At 46.0% G+C, this 21,607-nt stretch carries 22 protein-coding genes and 1 tRNA gene; 6 read left to right on the top strand and 17 right to left on the bottom strand.

Annotated features, from left to right (window positions below; all coding sequences use genetic code 11):
- Nucleotides 1–70: 70 nt before the first annotated feature.
- Nucleotides 71–1,420, top strand: coding sequence for a histidine kinase (locus A7981_RS10975; RefSeq protein ID WP_067268113.1), 1,350 nt, complete (start codon nt 71–73; stop codon nt 1,418–1,420).
- Nucleotides 1,410–2,045 (top strand): response regulator transcription factor, encoded by a 636-nt coding sequence (locus tag A7981_RS10970; protein WP_067268111.1) that lies wholly within the window; start codon nt 1,410–1,412, stop codon nt 2,043–2,045. Before A7981_RS10975 ends, A7981_RS10970 begins: the two co-directional genes overlap by 11 nt.
- Before the next feature lie 177 nt (nt 2,046–2,222).
- On the opposite strand, the gene A7981_RS10965 is transcribed toward A7981_RS10970, so the two are convergent.
- The 17 genes from A7981_RS10965 to galE form a co-directional block, all read right to left on the bottom strand.
- Nucleotides 2,223–2,906, bottom strand: a complete 684-nt coding sequence (locus tag A7981_RS10965) for a class I SAM-dependent methyltransferase (RefSeq protein WP_067268108.1) — start codon at nt 2,904–2,906, stop codon at nt 2,223–2,225.
- Nucleotides 2,907–3,167: 261 nt separating this feature from the next.
- Complete coding sequence (locus A7981_RS10960) at nt 3,168–3,812, bottom strand: response regulator transcription factor (RefSeq protein WP_067268105.1); 645 nt, start codon at nt 3,810–3,812, stop codon at nt 3,168–3,170.
- Nucleotides 3,813–3,826: 14 nt separating this feature from the next.
- A complete protein-coding gene (locus A7981_RS10955; RefSeq protein ID WP_067268103.1) occupies nt 3,827–5,155 on the bottom strand; it encodes an ATP-binding protein in 1,329 nt (442 codons plus the stop codon).
- Nucleotides 5,156–5,278: 123 nt separating this feature from the next.
- On the bottom strand, nt 5,279–6,835 hold the full coding sequence (locus tag A7981_RS10950) for a DEAD/DEAH box helicase (RefSeq protein ID WP_067268100.1): 1,557 nt from the start codon (nt 6,833–6,835) through the stop codon (nt 5,279–5,281).
- A 77-nt stretch (nt 6,836–6,912) separates the two neighbouring features.
- Nucleotides 6,913–6,989 (bottom strand) — tRNA-Pro (locus A7981_RS10945).
- Between the two features lie 107 nt (nt 6,990–7,096).
- Nucleotides 7,097–7,522, bottom strand: coding sequence for a MerR family transcriptional regulator (locus tag A7981_RS10940; protein ID WP_067268098.1), 426 nt, complete (start codon nt 7,520–7,522; stop codon nt 7,097–7,099).
- On the bottom strand, nt 7,503–7,805 hold the full coding sequence (locus A7981_RS10935) for an integration host factor subunit alpha (protein WP_067268096.1): 303 nt from the start codon (nt 7,803–7,805) through the stop codon (nt 7,503–7,505). Before A7981_RS10935 ends, A7981_RS10940 begins: the two co-directional genes overlap by 20 nt.
- A 36-nt stretch (nt 7,806–7,841) precedes the next feature.
- Complete coding sequence (pheT, locus tag A7981_RS10930; RefSeq protein WP_067268093.1) at nt 7,842–10,196, bottom strand: phenylalanine--tRNA ligase subunit beta; 2,355 nt, start codon at nt 10,194–10,196, stop codon at nt 7,842–7,844.
- A gap of 21 nt (nt 10,197–10,217) precedes the next feature.
- The gene (gene pheS, locus A7981_RS10925; RefSeq protein WP_067268090.1) at nt 10,218–11,201 is read right to left on the bottom strand and encodes a phenylalanine--tRNA ligase subunit alpha; all 984 of its coding nucleotides are present in this window, start codon (nt 11,199–11,201) and stop codon (nt 10,218–10,220) included.
- 181 nt (nt 11,202–11,382) lie between these two features.
- Nucleotides 11,383–11,745 (bottom strand): 50S ribosomal protein L20, encoded by a 363-nt coding sequence (rplT, locus tag A7981_RS10920; protein WP_067268088.1) that lies wholly within the window; start codon nt 11,743–11,745, stop codon nt 11,383–11,385.
- An 11-nt stretch (nt 11,746–11,756) separates the two neighbouring features.
- A complete protein-coding gene (gene rpmI / locus A7981_RS10915) occupies nt 11,757–11,954 on the bottom strand; it encodes a 50S ribosomal protein L35 (protein WP_067268086.1) in 198 nt (65 codons plus the stop codon).
- Nucleotides 11,955–12,076: 122 nt separating this feature from the next.
- The gene (gene infC, locus A7981_RS10910; RefSeq protein ID WP_174545166.1) at nt 12,077–12,601 is read right to left on the bottom strand and encodes a translation initiation factor IF-3; all 525 of its coding nucleotides are present in this window, start codon (nt 12,599–12,601) and stop codon (nt 12,077–12,079) included.
- Between the two features lie 58 nt (nt 12,602–12,659).
- Nucleotides 12,660–14,567, bottom strand: a complete 1,908-nt coding sequence (gene thrS, locus A7981_RS10905) for a threonine--tRNA ligase (RefSeq protein WP_067268081.1) — start codon at nt 14,565–14,567, stop codon at nt 12,660–12,662.
- A gap of 151 nt (nt 14,568–14,718) precedes the next feature.
- Entirely contained in the window at nt 14,719–15,690 is a 972-nt protein-coding gene (locus A7981_RS10900; RefSeq protein ID WP_067268348.1) for a TIGR03790 family protein, read from the bottom strand.
- 182 nt (nt 15,691–15,872) lie between these two features.
- Nucleotides 15,873–16,322 (bottom strand): PEP-CTERM sorting domain-containing protein, encoded by a 450-nt coding sequence (locus A7981_RS10895; RefSeq protein WP_067268079.1) that lies wholly within the window; start codon nt 16,320–16,322, stop codon nt 15,873–15,875.
- Nucleotides 16,323–16,332: 10 nt separating this feature from the next.
- On the bottom strand, nt 16,333–16,821 hold the full coding sequence (locus tag A7981_RS10890) for a PEP-CTERM sorting domain-containing protein (RefSeq protein ID WP_067268077.1): 489 nt from the start codon (nt 16,819–16,821) through the stop codon (nt 16,333–16,335).
- A gap of 185 nt (nt 16,822–17,006) precedes the next feature.
- A complete protein-coding gene (gene galE, locus A7981_RS10885; RefSeq protein ID WP_067268075.1) occupies nt 17,007–17,999 on the bottom strand; it encodes a UDP-glucose 4-epimerase GalE in 993 nt (330 codons plus the stop codon).
- Nucleotides 18,000–18,165: 166 nt separating this feature from the next.
- Between galE and rfbB the strand changes: the two genes are divergently transcribed.
- From rfbB to rfbD, 4 genes are read left to right on the top strand one after another with little or no spacing between them, the layout of a single operon-like run.
- Entirely contained in the window at nt 18,166–19,269 is a 1,104-nt protein-coding gene (rfbB, locus tag A7981_RS10880; RefSeq protein WP_067268073.1) for a dTDP-glucose 4,6-dehydratase, read from the top strand.
- On the top strand, nt 19,266–20,144 hold the full coding sequence (gene rfbA / locus A7981_RS10875) for a glucose-1-phosphate thymidylyltransferase RfbA (RefSeq protein ID WP_067268072.1): 879 nt from the start codon (nt 19,266–19,268) through the stop codon (nt 20,142–20,144). Before rfbB ends, rfbA begins: the two co-directional genes overlap by 4 nt.
- Nucleotides 20,144–20,689 (top strand): dTDP-4-dehydrorhamnose 3,5-epimerase, encoded by a 546-nt coding sequence (gene rfbC, locus A7981_RS10870; RefSeq protein ID WP_067268070.1) that lies wholly within the window; start codon nt 20,144–20,146, stop codon nt 20,687–20,689. Before rfbA ends, rfbC begins: the two co-directional genes overlap by 1 nt.
- Complete coding sequence (gene rfbD, locus A7981_RS10865; RefSeq protein ID WP_067268068.1) at nt 20,689–21,600, top strand: dTDP-4-dehydrorhamnose reductase; 912 nt, start codon at nt 20,689–20,691, stop codon at nt 21,598–21,600. The genes rfbC and rfbD overlap by 1 nt, the downstream gene beginning before the upstream one ends.
- Nucleotides 21,601–21,607 lie beyond the last annotated feature (7 nt).

The following is a 21,607-nucleotide window of genomic DNA, read 5'->3' as shown; positions in this document are numbered from 1 at the left end:
TAATCCCTGCTGCCATCAGGAGCTTATCGCTAGGCATATACCCAAGTAACCATACATACTCAAGGACTTTATGCCAAAGTCTTTGTTCCCAACCATTCCTGACTACCTCGGCAACAGAAAACGCGTATTACGTGAGTTCGCTTGGGTACCGATTACCTTTCTTATCGCCTTTGGTGTATCCGCCTATTTCGATATTTCAGAACGCATCGCCGCGTGGACGCAACAAACGGCGGATCACTATAACTTCGATGAGATGCCTCACTCGCTATTGATCTCTGCCATCACGCTTTGCTGGTTCGCATGGCGGCGCTGGCAAGAAGCAAATCAAGAAATTACCCGCCGCTTGGAGATAGAAAAAAAACTGATTTCAGAACGGATCCAGTTTCAAACCTTGTTCAATGAAAATCTGGCAGGCAATGCGGTTGTCTCAAAGCAAGGCTTGATATTGATGTGCAATCCATCATTCGCACAGTTTCTGGAAATCAGCAGCCCAGAACAGGCACTAGGCAGCAATCTAACGGATTACTTTAAAAAAGAAACCTCTTGGGAAAACATCGTGAGTCGCATCCAACTCGCGAAAAAAGCGGATATCGGTGAACTAAGCATCATCGGCATTTATGGCAAACGCACAAAAGCCATCGCACGCGCCGTTGGTCATTTTGATGAGGCCGATATGCTTACATCCCTGCATCTTTTTGCAGCCGATGTGACTGAGCTAAAGATGGCCGAGTCTGAAATATCAGAACTGCTAAAAGAGAATAATTACCTATTACGCCATGCCCTCGACCTACAGGAAGAAGAGCGCCGTAACATCGCGCGTGATCTGCATGATGATCTGGGTCAATACTTGAATGCCATCAAAGCGGATACCACAAACATCATAAAGACCGATGGTCTACCTGATGATGCATCCCTACTCGCAAAACGCATCATCTCGCACTCAGATCATATCTATAGGTCAGCACGGCAGATCATGCATCGCTTAAGACCTGTGGCGCTTGATGAGTTAGGCCTATCAGCAGCGATTAACCATCTTGTCAGCACGTGGCGCAGCCCTGATGAAGCCAGCACCTATGCATTGAATATGACCGGCCCGCTAGATAGTTTGGATGAACATATCGCCATCAATACCTATCGCATCATTCAGGAAGGCCTGACCAATGCATCGCGTCATGCCAACGCGTCAATGATCACGGTCAACCTAAATTTGGTCGATGTAACGCTGGCAATCCAGATTCAAGATGATGGTCAGGGCATGGATCTCGGTAAACCAAACAAAGGCCTTGGTCTGGTAGGGATGCGGGAGCGCATCAAGAGCATAGGCGGAAAATTCGATATATCCAGTGAATCGGGGAAAGGTGTAAATATCAATGCGCACATCCCCATCAAGCAGTTTGAGGAGAGTTTTAATGCAGGGTGAAGTACGCGTACTTTTGGTAGATGATCATGCCGTTGTGCGGCAAGGCTATAGGCATCTATTAGAAAAATCGAATATTCAGGTAGTAGCTGAATCCGATAGTGGAGAAGAAGCCTATCGTCTTTATACTGAGACCGATCCCGATGTAGTGATCATCGATTTATCCATGCCTGGTATGGGCGGGCTTGAAGCATTACGCCGCATCATCTCGCGCGATAGAAACGCCCGCGTTCTTGTATTTAGCATGCATGATGATGCCATATTCCCCACCCGCGCATTGCAGGCGGGTGCCTTCGGTTATGTGACTAAAGCGAGCGCACCTGAAGTGCTGGTTGAAGCTGTGATGGCTATCGCGCATAACCGCAAATATGTCAGCCATGACATCGCCCAGCAGGTTGCCGTTCATAACATCAGCGGTGGCGACATACTCAATATCTTAAGTTCACGAGAATTCGAAGTATTCACCTTGTTAGCACAAGGCCGATCGGTGGAAGAGATCGCAGCTTCGCTACACTTGGATTATAAAACGATAGCCAATGTACAAACGCGATTAAGGCAAAAGTTGAATGTGGAGAACTCAGCGCAACTCATGCTACTGGCAATCCGCCTGAATATCATCAAAACGTAAGTCGTGAATAATTCCCGTATAAATCATGACAGCCTCTCTCACGGCTAAATAATCTTGTTGAGTACACTAGACTCAGTTGTCATCTCCAAACTGATAACTCCATAGTATTAGGCCAGCATTTGATGCTGGCCATTTTTTTGCCTTACTCTCGCGGTTTATTCACTCAGGTCAACCTCTTTACTTAGGGTGTTTACGTAACACGTATACACGCCACATCGCATACTTAGGCAAGAAATCATGGTAGCTGACCACGTCGAAGCCTGCCTGTATAAATTCGCTCTCAATTACAGCGCGTGGAATAACAAAGCGGTTGTTGTTAACAGTTGCAGGTCTCTTTGCTTCCAGTTTTCTACGTTTTTCTGCTTTATAGTTACCATCTACCCATAACGACAAAATCACAGTATCGCGCGTTACACGGTGGAACTCTTTCAGCATGGCAAGCCGATGCTGACTATCCGCAATATGGTGCATGAGACGCATGCTGAATATGCAATCTACGGCCTGATCTTGAAGTTTAATATCGAACGCAGAGGTTTGAAAAGTCTTAACCCTAGCCACTACATGAGAAGGCTGGGCTGCCTTGGCAACAGCCAGCATATCAGCCGAATTATCGGCAGCGAGTATTTCACGATCAGTATCTTCAGCCAATAAAGGCCAAAATCTGCCAGCGCCTGATGGTAGATCGAGCACGATTTTAGGATAACCTGCTTGTTGGAGCGCTTTTCTTGCAAGCTGATTGTCACGCCAATGAGATAGCTTTCTGGCAAAACCATCTTGATGTTTTTTTAGATATTGTTCGGAATGTGATTTATCGTATTTTTGTGAGAATTCAAGTTCAATATTCGAGGGTTGATTTTCCATTAGCCTAAACACTTGATTAAGTTGACTTGAGATTATATGCAACTCACGTGCCTAGGTTATCCATGGCAAGCGTAAATAATTGTAAACCTAGAGAAATTCAAGAAAATATATTATTCAAATCAATAATTTGAAAACATATAATTCAGATTTAAATAAAAAACCTCATTATATTTTAAGCAGTGACTGAGATGACGAACATCAGTTGAATGCAAGAAACACTACCGCTTTTGCACCAGATATGACAAATCTTGCAGACGTAGTTTAGCCTTCAATCAACCCATGTTTGATGGCAAAACGTACCATGTCGACTGCAGTGGATAAGCCGAGCTTCTGCTTGATCATCGTGTGGTAATTCGCCACCGTTTTCTGGCTGATTTTAAGTAGATCCGATATCTCATCTGAATTCTTGCCCTCCGCTAATAAGCGGAATACTTCGAACTCACGGGGAGATAGCTGATTAATGACATCAGTATCTCCAACCAGACTTTGTAATGCGATCTTTTGAGCAATGGACGAACTAATAAACGTCTTCCCCTGCGCGACTTCACGTACAGCCGTCACCAGTTCATCAAAAGCACCGGTCTTGGTCACATACCCCCGGGCACCACCTTTCAGTGCCTGCATAGCAAATGCAACATTCTCATGCATTGAGAATATCAATATTCTTGCAGTGCGATACCTAGCGATGATACGTCGCATTGCTTCCAGCCCGCCCATGCCAGGCATGGACAGATCCATCACAGTGACATCAGGTAAATGCTCGCCAAAAATCTGGTAAGCCTCTTCACCGCTCTCAGCCTCAGCGACTACCTCAAGGCCGGGTTTTTGTTCAAGTAAGCGGCATAAGCCAGAGCGCACCACAGCGTGGTCATCTGCCAACAGAACCCTTACGACATCTTCACTCATCCCCTACCCTTTTCCTAAACAGGCACCTTGGCAACGATTCGCGTACCTTTATCCAGGCTGCTTTCAAGATTAAAAGCGCCCCCTAGCCCTTCAACCCGTTCACGCATACCTGCCAGGCCGAATCCTGTTACTAATTTATCCTGCTCGAATCCGCATCCATCATCTATCACTGTGACAAGTAACCCCTGTTGATCGCGATCTACCTGAATATCCAGATGATGGGCCGCAGAATGTCTGGTGACATTGGTGAGACACTCTTGTATCAGTCGATAGACGGTAATCGGTGCTAGCTCCCCGAGATCATCCAAATGATGAGAGAGCGTCAGCGTGGTTTGAATATTCGGATTACGCTGCTTCCATGAATCTACAAGATCATTGAGCGCGATATTTAAACCCAGCTTCAATGTGTCCGGCCTGAGATGCTCAAGCATATCCCGCACGATGGCCACGACATGGCGCGCAACATCGACAATCGCACCGGCGCTGGCTTTAATCGCGTGATTACTCACGTCGTTATTCAAGATCGCACTGGCATCGGCATTAATAGCCGTCAGGCTTTGTCCGATCTCATCATGCAGATCACGTGCAAGGTTCTTGCGCTCATCCTCTTGCGCGCTAATCAACTGTTGCGCCAGCAAATGGTTACGACGAATACTGTCTTCCAGTTTATTCGCCATCAAATTGAATTTATCGCTGATGCGTGTCAATTCAGGCAATTTAAAGACCGGCAAACGAGCGCGCAGATTACCTAGCTCAAGCTGGCTCAATGCATCGAGAATGTGTTCAACAGGTCTTAAAGCACGATCTACAGCCCAATACACCATGATATTGACAGCGATGAAGAAGAATATCGCCAAAGCGAGTGTGCTTTGCGTATCGCTCCATATTTCGGCAAGCTCGTATGAGGGGTCAGGCGTAATCACCATCTCGCCGATTACCTGACCGTTCACCATAATCACGCGCCGTGACTGTTTCCACTCTGAGACGGGTGCCAATCCCATTGCAGTGGTGAACCATGCGGGTGGTAGATCGAGCTTTTCTTCATGCTCGGGCCTAGCATTGGTGTCATTGAGATGGCCATCAGCGTCATAGAACTCCAAACGCAAATGACGAAGATCACTCAGGCTTTGCAACCTGAAAGGTTGGCTTTGTATGCTTCGGCTTGGATTTTCGGCATACCTGGACACCTCTGCATCCAATAAATAGAGCGCCAGCTTAGATGTCGACTCAAGCTCTGCACGCACGTCTTCTCTCGCATTCATCACCATTGAGATGCCGCCGATACCCATCATGAGCAGCAACAGCAAAGTGATCATCAAGTTAAGACGTAATTTGAGACTCATATTCCGAAACATCAATGAAACGCGCATTCTATAGTCAATGTCCTTGCACGATAATGGGAAAAATTCCCTAATTCTATTAGCAGATGGGCTAACGCTTTCGCTAAAGTACATAACACTAACAAACTAACGCGGGCCATTGTCATAGAATATCTCGCGTGAAGTCTCCCCATAACCAGCCTGAACAAGCAGCGCCTGCTCAATATAGCGACTCACTTTATTACGTAAGGCAGGTACCAAGTCACCCTCAATAAAGGTTTGGGGAAACTTAAAGGCAAGCCATGCATAGAGACTAATGTCTTTACCCAATGCCTCCGCCTTCTCCAGATATTGTGCTCCGCGCGAATCCAACCATTGGGTATCGGCGGGCAAAGGTTTTTTTAAGTTAGCTGAAAAAGCCTTGAGACAAAGAAGGAAATAATCCAGTTCGTGACTTTTATCCAATGAAATCGGGGCGCAGGAGAAGATAAATTTATGCGCAAGCGATAAGTCTGGCACGTGTAAATCGATGATATGACCAAGATTCACCTGCCCTTCAAGATGGGCTACCTCGAATAGCGGGCTATCGATGCCGATGCGTTCACAGAAATAAGTGAGAAGCTCGCCTATACGGTTATTATGTAATCGGTTGGAAAGCCCGCTGATATTCGGCCAATTCGGGGCAACCGGTAATTTACCGAGATTGACAGCATCAGATGTCGTCAACATATGCTCGAGATGCAACATCTCATCGTCTTCAAAAGCAGTCACATACCCGATGTCGTATATGCCATACCGACCCGCCCTGCCAGCAATCTGACGTGTTTCAGTCGCGCCTAAGGGTCGGCTGGCAACGCCATCGAACTTATGAATGGCAGAAAATACCACGCGCCGAATAGGCAGATTAAGTCCCATCCCAATAGCATCGGTCGCCACCAAAACATCTGCTTCGCCACTGACAAAACGGCGCGCCTCGGTACGCCTGACTTCAGGCGACAAAGCCCCATAGATCGTCGCAACACCAAAACCCCACTGTCGGATACGGGCCGCGAGGGTCAAAACATCCTTGCGCGAAAAAGCAATGACCGCATCCCCTTTCTGCAATTTTCCTTTCAATCGCCAGCGGTTATATTGAGACCCGCAGATAGAGTACTCTTCTAGCAGTAATGGCGTCTTACGTTCTAGCCGAGTTATATCATAGCGCTCGCCTAAAGCTGCAATGACACGCAAGCAAGCATCCGTCACGGCATCTGAACCACAAACGAACACCTCTTTAGCTGGAACACCCACCAACGCCGCAGTCCATGCATATCCACGATCTGCATCATGCAACATCTGGATCTCATCGATGATGGCAACATCCACCTCACGACCAGAATGCATCATCTCTACCGTACAAGCCGTGTGCTGGGCACCGGGAATGATATCCCGTTCCTCACCGGTGATAAGGTTGCAGGGCACGCCAGCTTCATGGAGGCGATCCCTGATTTCCATCGCCAACAATCTCAAAGGAGCAAGATAAACACCAGACTTTGCCTGCTGCAAAATCTGCAAAGCATGATAAGTCTTGCCGGAATTAGTAGGCCCAAGATGAAAATGAATATTGCGTTGCAATCGTCGTGCAAGTGGAAATGAAGCGGGGTAATCAACAGTACTCAAGGATGAGTTCAATGATAGGATTGATGGCTGATGATCAATGGTCATAGTAATCGAATCTATCAGATAGAAGGAGGAGGTAAAAATAAAAAATGCCACTCTTAATTAGAAATGGCATTTATATTTGGTCGGGACGGTGTGATTCGAACACACGACCCCTTGCACCCCATGCAAGTACGCTACCAGGCTGCGCTACGCCCCGAACCGTTGCTGTTCAATATCAACAGCAAGCCAGATATTATAACGGAAAAGGTGGGGTCTAAACAGAAGGATGTAACTACAAACCAAGCAGAGAGCAGGTTTTTTCTACTAATTGACCCTGAGAAGACTCAGCACTTCTCGCAACTCACTACGTAAAGCAAATGAATCAATGCCGCTGCTCGACTCAGCAGCCAACCGGGCCTCAAAAGCCGACGGCTTGACCGCCGCACTCCCTGCGTTAGTAACAGCCTCACTCATACGATGATCGTGACCATCGAGGCGATTACGAGCACCGCTGATAGTAAAGCCTTGCTCATAGAGCAACTCGCGAATACGGCGAATCAATAACACTTCGTGATGTTGGTAATAGCGACGATTACCGCGACGTTTTACAGGCTTAAGCTGCGTAAATTCTTGCTCCCAATAGCGCAACACATGCGGCTTTACCCCGCACAAATCACTTACTTCGCCAATGGTGAAGTAACGCTTGGCAGGGATAGGGGGTAAGACGACCTTAAGCGCTGACTCCGGCATATGCCTCCTCTACCTTGCTTTTGAGCTTTTGGCTAGCATGGAAGGTTACAACGCGTCGTGCAGTGATAGGGATTTCTTCACCTGTTTTTGGATTACGACCTGGACGCTCGGATTTCTTACGTAACTCAAAGTTACCAAAACCAGAAAGTTTGACACTATCGCCAGTTTCAAGTGCTGTGCGAATTTCTTCAAAAAACGCTTCAACCATATCCTTGGCTTCGCGTTTATTCAGTCCCACTTGTTCAAAAAGTAAATCAGCTAAATCAGCTTTAGTTAGTGTCATGCAAACCTCTCAACTACTTTCTTAAATTCTTAATGCTTATTTTCTCAACTCGGCATCATGCTGGCGAACAATTAATTCCACAAGCGCGGACATCGCCGCATCAGTTTCTGCATCGGTTAATGTCTTTTGAGTATCTTGCATAAGCACTAGAAATGCAAGGCTTTTTTTGTTTTCCGCTATGCCTTTTCCACGATAAACATCAAACAAAGCAATATCATAGACATATTGGATGTTTGCTTCCGTCATCGTTTTTAACAACGCTCGCACCGAGACTTTTTCATCAACGACAACTGCAAGATCACGTCTTACCGGTGGAAATTTCGGCACAGCCACATAACGTGCGACCGAACTTTCTAAAAGCGGCGCAACATCAAGTTCAAAAAGTACGGCACCCCGCGCCAACTGATAATGTTGCTGCCATTTTGGATGCAGCTTGCCTATCCAACCAATAGCAACACCATTCAGATAGACTTGTGCAGATTGACCAGGATGCAACGCTGCGTGCTGTGCAGCGCGATATTCAGCACGTCCGTTAGTCAGCATATCAACTTCGGCTTTAACATCGAAGAAGTCCACTTCACGTGCGGATTCAGCCCATTGCTCCGGGTTTGCATCGCCATAGGCTAAACCAGATATGCGCGTTGTCTCATGATACCCCTTAGCAGACCGAGCATAAGTAGCACCAATCTCGAAAAGGCGCACACGATCCTGCTTACGGTTCAGGTTATACACCAAGGTATCAAGCAGACCACCCCACAAGCCAGACCGCATCACACTCATATTGCTGGCAATAGGATTCTTTAGTGGTATTGACTCAGGATTACCAAGCAATTCCTTTTCCCAGCTTTCATCGACAAAGCTATAGCTCACAATCTCTTGATAACCACTACCAGTCAAGATATCGCTTAACCATTTACGACTTAGTGTGCCTTCTGAAGACGGTAGCATGGTCACGATATCTTGAGGCGCAATCGCGGGGATATTGTCATAGCCATGTAGGCGCGCGACCTCTTCGATCAAATCTTCTTCAATACTGATATCGAATCGATAGCTAGGTGGCGTTACTGTGAAAACACCCGCCTTATTTTCATAGTGAAAACCAAGCTGGTTGAATAGTCGTTCAACTGTCGCCTCATCTAGCGAAATACCAAGCACCGAAACCAACTTAGTCATGCCCAATGTGACTGGCTTACGCACAGGCAATGGTGCTAGCACTTCAGTTATCTCGCCCGCTTCGCCACCACATATCGCCTGTATCAATGCAGTTGCACGCTCTAATGCAAATAACGTATTGCCATAATCAACACCGCGCTCGAATCGATAGGAAGAATCGGTACTCAAGCCTAAACGACGCGCTTTACCTACGATCACCTCCGGGGTAAAAAAGGCACTTTCAAGAAAGATATCCCGAGTAGTATCAGAAACAGCCGTTGATGCACCGCCCATGATACCGGCTAACGCAATCGCGCCCGTATCATCAGCGATCACCAGCATATCAGGATGTAATTCGACTTGCTGCTGGTTCAATAATTGAATCTGCTCTTTTGGGTTGGCGAATCTGATTTGTACATCACCTTGAAATTTCGCTGCATCGAACGCATGCAACGGCTGCCCCATTTCAAGTAAGACATAATTCGTCACATCGACAATCGCACTGATGCTGCGTAGCCCACCACGTTCAAGACGACGCACCATCCAAGCAGGCGTCACTGCACTTGCATTGACTTCTCGGATAAATCGACCTGTATAGCGTGGACACTCTGCTGATTGCTGAACTACGACTTGTTTTTTAGCGCCAGCAGATGCTGTAACACTTTCCGATTGAGGTAATGTTAAAACCGCACCAGTCAACGCAGAGACTTCACGTGCTACACCTAGGATACTGAGGCAATCGCTGCGGTTTGGCGTAAGTTTGAGTGTAAAGAGTTTATCGTTCAGATCTAGGAACTCTCGAATATCCTGACCGATAATGGCATCTTCAGGAAGCTCTAGCAATCCACTACTTTCTTCAGCAAGTCCCAGCTCTTTGGCAGAACACATCATGCCGAAAGATTCTACGCCACGCACCTTGGCTTCTTTTATATCAAAGCCCGGCAGTTTCGCGCCAACAAGTGCGCAAGGGGCTTTAAGCCCTACACGTGCATTCTGTGCGCCACAGACGATCTGTAAAGGTTCGGTAGCCCCTACATCGACTTTACATACCTGCAAACGGTCAGCATCAGGGTGCTTATCCGCACTGATGATCTTGCCGATCACTACTTTACTGAAGGCGGCACCAACAGCATCAAGGCCTTCAACCTCTAGCCCTGCCATGGTTAATGCATGACCTAATGCTTCACTATCAAGCGCAGGGTTTACGTATTGACGCAGCCATTGTTCAGAAAATTGCATATAGTTTAATCCTGGCTTCGACTATGAGAACTGCTTAAGAAAGCGCAGATCGTTTTCAAAGAATAACCGTAAATCGTTCACGCCATAACGCAACATCGTTAGGCGCTCGACACCAAGTCCGAAGGCAAAACCACGATATTTTTCGCTATCGATACCCACATGTTTAAATACTTCCGGGTGCACCATGCCACAACCGCCAATCTCAAGCCAGCCACCATTCCAGCTCATATCCATTTCAGCAGAAGGTTCTGTAAACGGAAAGAATGAAGGACGAAATCTGACTTGCAGATCATCACGCTCGAAGAAACGTTGCAGGAAGTCTTGCACCACCCCTTTAAGGTTCGCAAAGCTAATATTCTCATCCACCCACAAACCTTCGACCTGATGGAACATCGGTGAGTGTGTGGCATCTGAATCCACACGATATACACGGCCAGGCGCGATAATCTTAAGTGGAGGCGTCTTATTCTGCATGTAATGCACTTGCACTGGCGAAGTATGAGTACGCAACACATGCTGATCATCCACATAGAACGTATCATGCATCGCGCGTGCAGGATGATTCTCAGGAATATTCAAAGCCGTGAAGTTATAAAAATCGGATTCGATCTCAGGGCCTTCTGCTACTTCAAAACCGACTGAGTGGAACAGTTGTTCGATGCGTTGCAAGGTCAATGACACCGGATGCAAGCCGCCACGTCCACGATGTCGAGCTGGCAATGTCACATCGAGTGACTCTCCCGCTAACTGCTGCTCTTGTTCTGCTAATAATATCGCATCGCGTCTAAGCTTAAGCGCTTCTTCAACGCCCTGTTTGACGACATTGATCGCGGCTCCAGCTGCAGGGCGCTCTTCAGCAGAAAGTTTACCCAGACCTTTTAAAGCATCGGTAAGCGACCCACTCTTGCCAAGATAGCGTGCCTTGACTTGTTCAAGCTCCGTCACAGTTGCACATGCTGCAAAATCACGTTGCGCTTCTGGTAAGATTTTTTCTAGATTTTCCATATCGATCTTGGCTTTACAATCCCAGCTTAGATTGAGGGTGACCAAAGGCCACTCGATGTTTCAGATATTTTCAACAATACAGTGAACGCAAGCATTTTAAAGTAAATCGCCCATACACAGCAGTGATAAAAATACCCGTAAAAAAAGGAGGCGCTCGGCCTCCTTTTTAACTTGCAGCGAATTAAGCGGCAGCGAGACCTGATTTAGCCAATTCAGCAAACTTGGCAAAAGCCACTTTGTCGAATACAGCAAGATCAGCTAACACTTTACGATCCACTTCAATCGCAGACTTCTTCAAACCGTTGATGAAACGGCTATATGTCAATCCATATTCACGTGCACCGGCGTTGATACGCGCGATCCACAGAGCACGGAACTGACGTTTTCTTTGGCGACGATCGCGGTAAGCATATTGCCCCGCCTTCATCACTGCTTGTTTAGCTACACGGTAAACGTTCTTACGGCGACCACGGTAACCCTTGGCTGCATCAAGAACCTTTTTATGACGTGCACGAGCTATGACACCACGTTTGACTCTAGGCATGATCTATCTCCTTAAGCCGTTGGCATCATCGCGCGAACGCGTTTGACATCAGTTGGGGAAACGATCGCCGTGCCGCGTAGTTTACGCTTTTGCTTGGTGGTCTTCTTGGTCAGGATATGACGCAGGTGCGAATGGGTACGCTTAACCTTGCCATTCCCTAAGAACTTAAAGCGCTTTTTAGCGCCGCTCTTGGTCTTCATCTTTGGCATTTTTTTCTCCTAAAAGGAATATAAAAAGAGCGATCGGGCATGCCTTTAGGCCACGTCGCTACAGCTTGGTACAACTTACTACAACTTACATTCGATTCAGCATTCACCTGAATCGAATCAATCTATTTCACTTTCTTGTGCGGCCCAAGTACCATCACCATCTGACGGCCTTCCATCTTAGGGAACTGCTCGACTACCGCATACTCCTGCAAATCTGCCTCAACACGCTTCAACAGGGCTAAACCAAGCTCCTGATGGGTGATCTCACGACCACGAAAACGCAATGTTATTTTGGCTTTATCACCATCCTGCAAGAAACGAATCAGATTACGCAACTTGACGTTGTAATCGCCATCATCCGTTCCAGGGCGAAATTTTACTTCTTTTACCTGAACCTGCTTTTGCTTAAGACGGGCTTCGTGCTGTTTTTTGCTTTCGGCATACTTGAACTTGCCGTAATCCATCAAACGACACACCGGTGGGGCTGCTTGCGGCGCGATCTCTACCAAATCGATATCAGCTTCTTCCGCTTTTGCAAACGCTTCACTCAGACTCATTACGCCAAGTGGCTCACCCTCTATCCCTACCAAACGAACTTGTGGCGCTGTAATGTCACCATTGATTCGTACTTCTTTATCTTGAGCTATCGCAAATTCTCCAGTTATTTATTAAAAGGCCAAAATAATAAACCGCGCTACACGCAGGTTAAACCTTTGTATCTATGTCATTTTTAAGGCGCTCTATAAACGCACTTACAGACATTGAACCTAGGTCTTCACCTTGTCGGGTACGCACGGCCACTTGACCACTTTGCATTTCTCGCTCACCTGCTATCAGCAGATAAGGCATCTTCTGCAAACTATGTTCGCGGATTTTATAGGTTATCTTCTCATTTCTCAAGTCCGAATCGACTCTGAAGCCATTTTTCTTCAGTTCTGAGACCACTTTTGCAACATATTCGGTTTGATTGTCACTGATATTCAAAACCATCGCTTGTATAGGCGATAACCAAACAGGCATCGCGCCCGCATAGTTCTCCACAAGAATACCGATAAAGCGCTCCATTGAACCTACAATTGCGCGATGCAACATCACTGGGTGCTTGCGGCTGTTATCTTCAGCGACATACTCTGCACCAAGGCGCTCAGGCAGATTAGGATCAAGCTGGATCGTGCCGCATTGCCATAGACGGCCCAAACTATCTTTCAGCGTGAATTCGATCTTAGGGCCATAAAATGCACCTTCACCTGGTTGCAGCTCATAATCCAAACCATTCACCTTGAGCGCGTTGGCAAGCGATGTCTCGGCTTTATCCCAATCTTCATCAGTACCAACGCGCTTCTCCGGGCGAGTAGATAGCTTGACCAAAACCTCTTTGAAACCAAAATCTGCATAAGCCTTGTAAAGCATCTTGATAAAGTCAGCTACTTCCGCCTCAACCTGATTTTCAGTACAGAAAATATGTGCATCATCCTGAGTAAATCCACGCACACGCATCAATCCGTGTAGAGAGCCAGAAGGTTCGTTGCGATGGCAGGAGCCGAACTCCGCCAGTCGTAATGGCAGATCACGATAGCTGTGAAGTGAATTATTGAATATCTGCACGTGCCCGGGGCAATTCATAGGCTTCACCGCATAGTCACGACTCTCAGAAGATGTCGTAAACATATTGTCACGATAGTTTTGCCAATGTCCCGATTTTTCCCAAAGTGTACGATCCATGATGGTAGGCGTACGGACTTCCTGATAGCCGTATGTCTTGAACATCTCACGCATATACTGTTCGACTTCTTGCCAGATGCTCCAGCCACGAGGATGCCAAAACACCATGCCCGGCGCCTCATCTTGCATGTGGAAGTAATCTAATTGCTTGCCGAGTTTACGGTGATCACGCTTTTCCGCTTCTTCAAGCATATGCAAATGAGCATCAAGATCTTCCTTCTTCGCCCATGCAGTACCATAGATGCGCTGTAACATCTCATTATTAGAGTCGCCACGCCAATATGCTCCAGCGAGTTTCATGAGCTTGAAGGCTTTAAGTTTACCTGTAGATGGCACATGCGGCCCACGACACAAGTCTGTGAATTCACCTTCACTATAAAGGGATACGTCTTCACCTGCCGGTATCGAAGAAATAATCTCCGCTTTGTATGCTTCACCTATTGATTTGAAGTAAGCGACAGCCTCATCTCGCGGCAATACTTTTCGAGTGACCTGCTCATCTTTCTTGGCAAGCTCGACCATCTTTTTCTCGATAGTTTCAAGATCTTCGGGAGTGAATGGGCGTTTATATGAGAAATCATAATAAAAGCCATTCTCGATCACGGGGCCAATCGTTACTTGTGCATCAGGAAATAATGTTTTTACCGCATAGGCCAATAGATGCGCCGTTGAATGACGGATGATCTCAAGACCCTCTGCATCGCGATCCGTGATGATAGCCAAGTCTGCATCTTGCTCGATCAGAAAAGAGGTATCGACAACCTTACCATCGACTTTACCGCCGAGCGCCGCACGCGCCAAACCAGCGCCAATATTCATGGCGACGTCAGCAACAGTAACGGGGGCATCGAACTTACGTTCAGAACCATCTGGCAAGCGAATAACTGGCATATATCCCTACTGATAAACAGTAAAAGCCGCTGAACGGCTTTTATCGAAATGTGGTGTAGTTTGCAAAACTTTAACTTACAAAAATCTAAAGCAAACCTAGATAAGAGTGGAATTATCGCATAGCCAGCGCTTGAACGACAACCAATGCAACTCAGCGGCGGTAGGGAGAGGCCAACGGTTCGCCAATGAACACCCCCTGAGTCGGCCAGGCAACACTTTTCCAGTATGCCTCTACTGCACTCGCGCCATTAAGATAGTGCTTCATCAACACAGCTGGATTTGGGAACTTCTGCCAGTAATTACATGGCTCAGACACCGTTCCATAACTCGCAGTAGCCCCTGCCTCAAGCCACTTCATGCTACTCATCTGACCATGATTTAACAAATCCCCACCGAAGGAGGTCAAGTGATCAGCTAAAGCGCCCGGCAAAAATCTTAACGTCTCAAGACTAGGAACCTTTGCCAAACCAGTTTCATAAAACATGATGTCCCGCTCATTCGCGATACTATCTGCCTTTAACGTCTTAATTGTCAGATAGCGTTGGGTAACCTCCCCCGACTGCGGAAAAAACCTTGCACGGGAATTCCGATTAATATCAGATGTTGATAGGAAATAGGCATTCGCCTTAGGTGCGCTGTAATCACTCTTCAACCCGCGATCAATTAACGCCTTGGCGTCAGTGACTGATACAACAGGCAACAACATAGATATCCTGTACTTTACGTCACTGAATGGTTTTTTGGAGGCAGAGTCAAAATAAGCACTTAGACTTCCTGGGGAACATGTGTTTTGACATTGGTTGGCATTGAAACCTAACGTATATGCCGAGGTGATGGAATTACATTCAACGGCATAAGGGGTTGCCCAAATCATGACGATGGCCTGAATGTCATCGCTTAATGCAGCATCAATTGTTGATTTTAAGGTCTGGAATGCAGTAATTGATAGTTTTTCCCGACCAACAGGAATGTTCACATGTACCACATTAGCTGTCGGAATCTTGCGAATTTTCACGTAATAGGCGCCGACTTCAACGCTTTTTGGGTCGCTATCATTAATTATAACTGCAAGATTCTGAGCACTCAGGGCGTATCCAGAAAACGACCTTCTAAAAGATGGCATGTCTTCCGCATTGGCTGTGTTTAGCAACAAGGCTGATTGCAAAGAAATTACTAAAAGACAAATGACAGTATAAACAATGCGCACTACACTCACCTTATAAAACATGTGCACATCATCATACCCAAAAAAATGGGAGCACAGGCTCCCATTGATTCTAACCTTAAACTAAAGCCCGATAAAGATTATGATTTTTCACGCCGACGTAGCGCAGCAAATAGACCTAAACCTGCCAGTAGCATGGCTGAAGTAGCTGGCTCAGGAACACTCGATACAACAAGCGTAAAGTCGCCTGATCCACTAGTTTTCCCATAGACAATCGCACTATAAGTATCACTGACACCCGTTGGAATGGTGAAATTTAGCACACCGGAATTGGTCGAGCCAACCAAGGTTAGTTTGCCAAAATTCGTTACACCCTGACCGACAGTCACTCCAAGATTAGAAAATGAGTCGCTCACATCCGTAAGGTAAAGTGAGTAATCACCTGGCGCCAAGCTAAAAGTATACTTATGGGCGCCAGTACTTACATCAGTCTCGGAAACATTGAGGAATGTCGTATCTGCATGTGCAGCAATATTGAAACCCAAAAGTGCAGCAAGCACAGAGAGGCTAAATACCTTTGATCTTTTCATGTTTGCTCCTTTATATTTTGCTGGTTGCAATGACTGCAGGTTTACGCCGACGAGCGTATACCATGAGCAAACCTATACCACTCCCTAGCAATAAAGCTGAGTTAGGTTCCGGTACAGGTGCAGCCGCTACGGTGAGTCCATAAGATCCTACGCCAAAATCATTGTTGGCATTTCCATACACATAAAACGTATAGAGTCCGCTACTCAACCCGGTTAAACTGTAACTGCCCTCGCCGACAAAGTTGGCTATCGAGCTTGAGCCCTGCGAAACCGATACGCCAAGACTCCCAGAAATAAAGTACTCAGGGAAGCCATAGTCCGCGAGATCAAGACTGTAACTGCCACTACCAAGATAGAATGAATATGTACTATCGAGGGGCACGGATGAGGTCACATCAATAAAACCTTCTTCGTGAAACCCAGTATCAGCACTTGCCACTAGACTGCTGAGTAGAATAGCAGCGCCTGCAATCCAATTCAGAAATTTGCTATTTATCATGATTCAACCTTTAATCTAGAGTAATTTACGAAGTTACTTTAGCAACATTCATGCCACCGTTAAAAATCAATTTAAATTCAATAAAAATCAACAAGATAATTAAATTTATTTTCGGCTATTACATCGAGCGTGTTCATTATCAATGCATAAGAACATAAGATTATTGCGTTATTGTGAACATCTAATTATTGCGCCAGTTGCCACCGCCATGTATCCATACACATATCATTAATAGTCTTCTCGGCTTTCCATCCCAATGCATTTTCGGCATACTCAGGGTCGGTATAAGAAGTTGCCACATCTCCCGCACGCCTTGGTGCAAGCTGATAAGGAATAGTTTTTCCGGTAGCGGATTCAAATGCTTTTACCATTTCCAGAACACTGTATCCCTCACCTGTTCCCAGATTGCAAGTGAATACGCCTGTAGTATTTTTCAGCTTTTTCAATGCTTTGATATGCCCATCAACCAAATCGACCACATGAATATAGTCACGTACGCCTGTGCCATCTATCGTCGGGTAATCACTACCAAACACAGAAAGATGCTCACGTTTACCCTGTGCGACCTGTGCGATATACGGCATCAAATTATTAGGAATACCATTAGGGTTCTCTCCAATCAAGCCACTGGCATGGGCGCCAACAGGATTAAAGTATCTTAATATCGCAATATGCCATGCGTCGTCGGAATGAGACAGGTCTCTGAGAATATCCTCAACCATTAGCTTACTTGCGCCATAAGGATTAGTAGCACTTAACGGAAAATCCTCCCGAATCGGCACACTGGCAGGATCCCCGTAAACAGTGGCTGAGGAGCTAAATACCAATGTTTTAATATTGTACTTTTCCATCACCTGCAAGAGCGTGAGAGTGCCATATACATTGTTGTTGTAATAGCGTAGTGGTTGAGCGACAGACTCGCCAACAGCCTTTAACCCAGCGAAGTGCATTACCGCAGTAAATGGATATTTTTGAAAAGATGCATCCAGTAAAGCTGTATCTCGAACATCACCCTCAATCAAAATAGGTAACTTTCCGGCAATCTTGCCGATACGCTCTATCACTGTTTTTTGGCTGTTGCTGAAATTATCGATCACAGCAACTTCATATCCTGCTTCTATAAGTGCGATACAGGCGTGTGAGCCTATATATCCGGCACCTCCGGTGACTAAAATCATTTAGTAAGTCCAATCTAAAAACTTTTAGTTAAATATCTAGCATCACGTACATTTTATCTACATATATCACAATTCAATATTTGCATTTAGCCATGCGACTGTTTAGTTGGTAACATACTAAATATGTATCAGCATGATGCAATTACTTTAGAAATACCCAAAAGAAGTGAAAAATCAATTAAATAATACAATCCTTGTAACGGGAGGAGCTGGTTTTATAGGCTCTAACTTTATAGTTGACTGGATTAACGCCGGATTAGGCACGGTCATTAATCTGGATAAACTCACCTATGCTGGCAATTTAGAAAACCTTGCTGAGGTTAAAGAAAATCCCTCACATGTTTTTGTGCATGGTGATATTGGAGATCGAAACCTCGTCGCAGAACTATTAGCAAAATACAGACCATATGCAGTCGTGAACTTTGCCGCAGAGAGCCATGTAGACCGCTCGATTCATGGACCGGAGGATTTTATCCAGACAAACGTTGTCGGTACTTTTCATTTGCTAGAAGAAGTTCGGGCATATTGGCAGCGCCTATGTGAAGAAAAGCCTTCAGAATTTAGTAACCCGGACTTTCGTTTTCTACATGTTTCTACAGATGAAGTCTATGGCACATTAAGTTCAAGTGATCCAGCCTTCACTGAAACAACACCTTACGCTCCCAATAGTCCTTACTCAGCATCAAAAGCTGCGTCTGATCATTTAGTCAGGGCTTATTACCATACCTACCATTTACCTGTAGTAACGACCAATTGCTCCAACAATTACGGGCCGTATCATTTTCCTGAAAAGTTGATCCCGCTTTGCCTGTTAAATGCGTTAGCGGGCAAATCATTACCTATTTATGGTGATGGTCAGCAAATTCGCGATTGGCTTTATGTAAAAGATCACTGCAGTGCTATTCGTCGGGTATTAGAAGCGGGGCAGTTGGGCGAAACTTACAACGTGGGTGGCTGGAATGAGAAGGCCAACATTGATGTGATCAATATCCTCTGTGAGATTCTGAATGAATTAAAACCGAAAGCTGATGGGACAAAATACCAATCACAGATTACCTTTGTGAAAGATCGCCCTGGTCATGACCGTCGTTACGCGATAGATGCAAGCAAGCTTGAACGTGAACTAAACTGGAAACCGGCAGAAACCTTTGAAACCGGTATTAGAAAGACCGTCCTCTGGTATCTCGAGCATCAATTCTGGGTGAACAATGTAACCAGTGGTGAATATCGTAGCTGGATCGATCAACAATACACGGGGAGAGCCGCGTGAGAAAAGGCATCATACTTGCAGGTGGCTCAGGCACAAGGCTGTACCCTGTCACTCAAGCTGTCTCAAAACAACTATTACCGGTCTATGATAAACCGATGGTCTACTACCCGCTATCGACCCTGATGCTTGCAGGCATACGCGATATCTTGCTCATCTCTACCCCGCAAGACACGCCAAGGTTTGAGCAACTATTAGGTGATGGCAGCCAATGGGGCATCAATTTAAATTATGCCGTTCAAGCATCTCCAGATGGTCTGGCGCAAGCATTTATCATTGGCAGTGACTTTCTGCAAAATTCCCCAAGTGCATTGGTGCTGGGCGATAACATATTTTATGGGCATGACCTTGGCAGCGACCTGAATAATGCCAACACAAAGAAGGAAGGCGCTACTGTCTTTGCTTATCCAGTCAATGATCCAGAACGTTATGGGGTCGTAGAGTTTGATGCCAATGGCCAAGCAATCAGTCTTGAAGAAAAACCAATAACACCTAAGTCAAGATACGCAGTCACCGGTTTATATTTTTACGATAACCAAGTGATTGATATCGCAGCATCGCTCAAACCATCTCCAAGAGGTGAGCTAGAGATCACGGACATCAACAAGCACTATCTTGCACAAGACCAACTCAATGTTGAGCGCATGGGGCGTGGGCACGCATGGCTAGATACAGGTACGCATGAGTCTTTATTGGAGGCCTCATTGTTTATAGAAACGATCGAAAAACGCCAAGGACTTAAAATTGCCTGCCCTGAAGAGATTGCATATCGCATGGGTTATATCAGTGCAGATCAGGTAGAAGCGATTGCTGAAATATACAAAAAGAATAGCTACGGGCAATATTTGCTACGCATGCTAAAAGAAAAGGTTTATTAATGAATGTAGTAAAAACAGCTATCGCTGATGTCCTAGTTTTCGAGCCGAAAGTATTTGGTGATGCCCGTGGATTTTTCTTCGAAAGTTTTAATGAAACTGTCTTTCAAAATGCCACAGGCCTAAAACCCAACTTTGTTCAGGATAATCATTCCGGTTCAGCCAAGGGGGTTTTACGTGGATTGCATTACCAGATTCATCAACCACAGGGTAAATTAGTGAGGGTGACTGCGGGCGAGGTATTTGACGTTGCCGTTGATTTAAGACGCTCATCCCCGACTTTCGGGAAATGGGTAGGTGAATACCTTTCAGCAGAAAATAAACGGCAAATGTGGGTACCAGAAGGTTTTGCGCATGGGTTTCTCGTACTCTCCGATTTTGCTGAGTTCTTATATAAAACCACAGAACTTTATGCCCCGGCACATGAACGATGCATCCAGTGGAACGACCCTTCGCTCGCCATTGAATGGCCTCTTGATGTGCCGCCGATACTTTCATCCAAGGATCAATTAGGCTCACGCTTTCAAGAAGCAGAAGTGTTTGAGTAATGCCAAGATTTGAAACAATCCTGCTTACCGGCATCAATGGCCAGGTTGGTCACGCACTGCAGAGCAAACTAGCGACTTTAGGCAATGTCATTGGACTTGACCGCAGCCAGCTAGACCTCACAGACACTTCAGCCATCAGGCGATGCATTCAGCAGATAAAACCCGATCTGATTGTTAACCCTGCGGCTTATACAGCAGTGGATAAGGCAGAATCTGAACCGGAGCTTGCAATGGCTATCAATGGTGTTGCCCCGGGCATCATTGCTGAAGAAGCAAAAAAGCTCGGCGCATTGCTTATACATTTCTCGACCGACTATGTATTCGATGGAGCAAAGGCTACTCCCTATGTAGAAACTGATATCACAAATCCACTGAGCGTTTACGGCAAAACCAAACTGGCAGGAGAAGAAGCCATTCGTGCCGCAGACACTCCACACATGATCTTTCGTACCAGTTGGGTTTATGGGTCATACGGCAAGAATTTTCTGCGTACGATCCTGCGCCTAGCTATGGAACGCGATAGTTTGCGTATCGTGGGTGACCAGATGGGCGCGCCAACATCCAGCACTTCGATTGCAGAGACTACTGTAGCTAGCCTGCTAAACTGGCATAAAGATAAAAGCGGAACCTACCATCTGACTAACAGCGGTGATACAAGCTGGTATGGTTTCGCGCAGGCAATCATTGAACAGTATTCATTCTTGCAAAAACTAAACGGCTGGTCTGCCTTGCGAACAGCGATCGAACATGTCGAAGCCATTAGTACAGCAGATTACCCTACACCTGCCCATCGCCCAGCCAACTCACGCATGGATTGCAGCAAACTATCGCAGATATTTGATATTGAGTTAGAGGACTGGCGATCAGCTTTAGTAGGCGTAATGCAAACACCTGAATTTATAACAGGTTAAACAAAAA

The sequence above is a fragment of the Methylovorus sp. MM2 genome, assembly GCF_001648895.1.
GTDB lineage: Bacteria > Pseudomonadota > Gammaproteobacteria > Burkholderiales > Methylophilaceae > MM1.
The sequence above is the reverse complement of the archived record's forward strand: the minus strand, read 5'-3'. Positions and strand labels throughout refer to the sequence as shown.